The sequence below is a fragment of the Amycolatopsis rifamycinica genome (genome assembly GCF_000695625.1).
Lineage (GTDB): Bacteria > Actinomycetota > Actinomycetes > Mycobacteriales > Pseudonocardiaceae > Amycolatopsis > Amycolatopsis rifamycinica.
This window is the reverse complement of sequence record NZ_JMQI01000040.1, coordinates 1-2,696: the sequence shown is the minus strand read 5'-3', so window position 1 is coordinate 2,696 and position 2,696 is coordinate 1. Positions and strand designations below refer to the sequence as shown.

Genomic DNA, 2,696 nt, shown 5'->3' with positions numbered 1-2,696 from the left:
CCCGCCTTACCACGCACGACGGAGTGGGCGATTTTGTCTACTGTGGAGCTACTCGGCCGCCGAGAACGTGACGGTCGGCACCTTGCGCGCGGTGGCCCGGGTGGTGGCCTTCGGCTCCGCGGCCTTCCTGGTGCGGGTCGTCTTCGCGGGCTCGGCCTTGGCCGTCTTGGCCGCGGCGGCCTTCGTCTTCGCGGGTTCGGCTTCGGTCTTCTTGACCGCAGCGGCCTTGGTTTTCACGGGCGCGGCTTTGGTGGTCTTGGCGGTGGCCGGCTTCGGCGGGGTCTTCTTCGCGCCGGGGACGATCCGCGGCCGGTTCTTGCGGCCGCCGGTGCGGCGGCCGGCGTCGGCGTAGCGCTGCAGGAACTCGCGCAACGCCTCCGCGTTGGCGAAGGAGAGGTCGATGTCGTACTCGATGCCGTCCAGCCCGAAGCCGACGGTCTCCGCGGCGGGCTCGCCGGTCAGATCATCCAGCACCCGCACAGCCGTGTTCCTGGCCACGACAAACCTCCCGTGCTCGAACGTGGTGTTCGCGCGCACCGGGTCCGACGGCACCCGGTGCCGCCGAAAACTTGCAGCTTCCTGACGGAGGATAACCGCTGGCTTGCGTGATCCCGCGTGGTGGTGTGCGCTGAACCCATGTCTGGACAGACTTTTGACGTAGTGGTGATCGGTGCGGGTCCGGTGGGCGAGGTGGCCGCCGAACGCGCGGCCCGCGGAGGCCTGAAGGTCGCCCTCGTCGAGCACGAACGCTTCGGCGGCGAGTGCTCCTATTGGGCCTGCATCCCGAGCAAGGCGTTGCTGCGGCCGGGAAACCTCCTCGCCGCCGCCAAGCGGGTGCCCGGCGTGCCGGTCGGCGACCGGATCGACCCGGCGGCGGTGTTCGCCCGCCGTGACTGGTTCACCGGCAAGGGCGACGACTCGGGACAGGTCGACTGGGCCCGCGGCGCGGGCATCGAGCCGGTGCGCGGCCACGGGGTGATCACCGGTGAGCGGGAAGTGACCGTCGGCGGCGACCGCGTGCTGACCGCGCGGCACGCGGTGATCGTGTGCACCGGCAGCGTGCCGAGCACGCCGCCGATCCCCGGGCTCGACACGATCCGGCCGTGGGGTTCGCGCGAAGCGACGTCGGCGTCTTCGGTGCCGCCCCGGCTCGGCGTCCTCGGCGGCGGCGTGGTCGGCGTCGAGATGGCGCAGGCGTTCGCGTCACTGGGCTCGGAGGTCCACCTGGTGATCACCGGCCCGCGGCCGCTGCCGCGCAACGCGGCGTTCGCCGGCGACCTCGTGCTGGCGGGGCTGCGCGAAGCCGGCGTCGAGGTGCACACGGAGTCGGGTGTTTCGCGGGTGGGCGCCGGGGCGTCGGGGACCGAGCTGACGCTGAAGGACGGGTCGACGCTGGTCGTCGACGAGTTCCTGGTGGCGACCGGCCGCCGTCCGGCGACCGCCGGGCTCGAGCGCTTCGGCATCGAGCCCGGGCAACCGCTGGAAGTGGACGACACCGGCCGGGTATCCGCAGTGGACGGTGGCTGGCTGTTCGCGGCCGGCGACGTCACGGGCCGGGCGCCGCTGACCCACCAGGGCAAGTACGGCGCCCGCGCGGCGGGGGACACGGTCGCGGCGCTGGCCGCGGGGACGCCGGTGTCTTCCGAGGCGTGGAGCCGCTTCACGGCCACGGCCGACCACCACGCGGTGCCGCAGGTGGTGTTCACCGACCCGGAGGTCGCGGCCGTCGGCCTGGCGGACGCACGGCCGGGCTCGGCGGACCGCGTCGTCGACATCGACATCGCGGTGGCGGGCTCGTCCCTGCACGCGGACGGCTACACGGGCAAGGCCCGGATGGTCGTCGACACGGAGCGGAACGTGCTCCTGGGTGTGACGTTCGTCGGCCAGGACGTCTCGGAGCTGCTGCACTCGGCGACGATCGCGATCGTGGGCGAGGTGCCCCTGGACCGGCTGTGGCACGCGGTGCCGTCGTTCCCGACGATCAGCGAGGTCTGGCTGCGGCTGCTGGAGGCGTACGGGCTCTGAGGGTCACCGGGCGGGCAGGTCGAGGGCGGCCTTGGCCGCCCTGACCAGGCCGGGATCGTCCGGAGTGGACGGTCCCGGCACCCAGACGGCCTGCACGAGCCGGACGGAGGAGCCGTCGAGCTTGCTGGCGTAGGCGGCGTTCTCGAAGCGCGGGACGGGGGTGGCGCCCCACTGGCCGGTCTCGGTGGCGAGGTCGAGGACACCGCCTCCGCCGGGAGTGTCGGCAACGGCCTTGAACGCGGCGGCTTGAGAGGCATCGGGAAAGGCCACGATCCCGACGGTGACGGCCCCGGCCCGGCCGTCGACGGTGGCGGCGTAGCTGGCGCGCGTGACGCCGGAGCAGCTGGTCTGCTGCAGGCTGGCTTGGGCGTCGCCGAAGGCGTGCGAGGCACAGCCCTGGTCCCCACCGGCGGCCCGGAGGGCGAACTGGAGACTCCGCACGGGGGTGGTGACGGGCGCGGCCTTCGAGGTGCTGACCACCGGCGAAGCCGGGGCGGCGGCGGTGCCATCACCGGTGGTCGCGACGACGATGGCGGCCACGGCGAGGAGGACGAGGGCCCCGATGGCGCCGATGGCGCCGAGCGGAACCCAGCGGACGGTGCGCGGGGTCGCGGCCGGGGTGGGTTCGGGTTTCGGCCTGGGGCGGGGGAAGGGCTGGGGGGAAGGCAGCG

2 protein-coding genes and 1 pseudogene are annotated in these 2,696 nt (G+C 73.5%); 1 reads left to right on the top strand and 2 read right to left on the bottom strand.

What is annotated here, in order from left to right; all coding sequences use genetic code 11:
* Positions 1 to 48: 48 nt before the first annotated feature.
* Complete coding sequence (locus DV20_RS18830) at positions 49 to 498, bottom strand: Lsr2 dimerization domain-containing protein (RefSeq protein ID WP_043782022.1); 450 nt, start codon at positions 496 to 498, stop codon at positions 49 to 51.
* A gap of 138 nt (positions 499 to 636) precedes the next feature.
* Here DV20_RS18830 and DV20_RS18825 point away from each other — a divergent pair, with 138 nt between their 5' ends.
* Positions 637 to 2,025 (top strand): dihydrolipoyl dehydrogenase family protein, encoded by a 1,389-nt coding sequence (locus tag DV20_RS18825; protein ID WP_043782020.1) that lies wholly within the window; start codon positions 637 to 639, stop codon positions 2,023 to 2,025.
* Positions 2,026 to 2,028: 3 nt separating this feature from the next.
* Here the strand turns inward: DV20_RS18825 and DV20_RS18820 are convergent.
* Positions 2,029 to 2,696: pseudogene (locus DV20_RS18820) on the bottom strand (hypothetical protein); the annotation flags it as partial.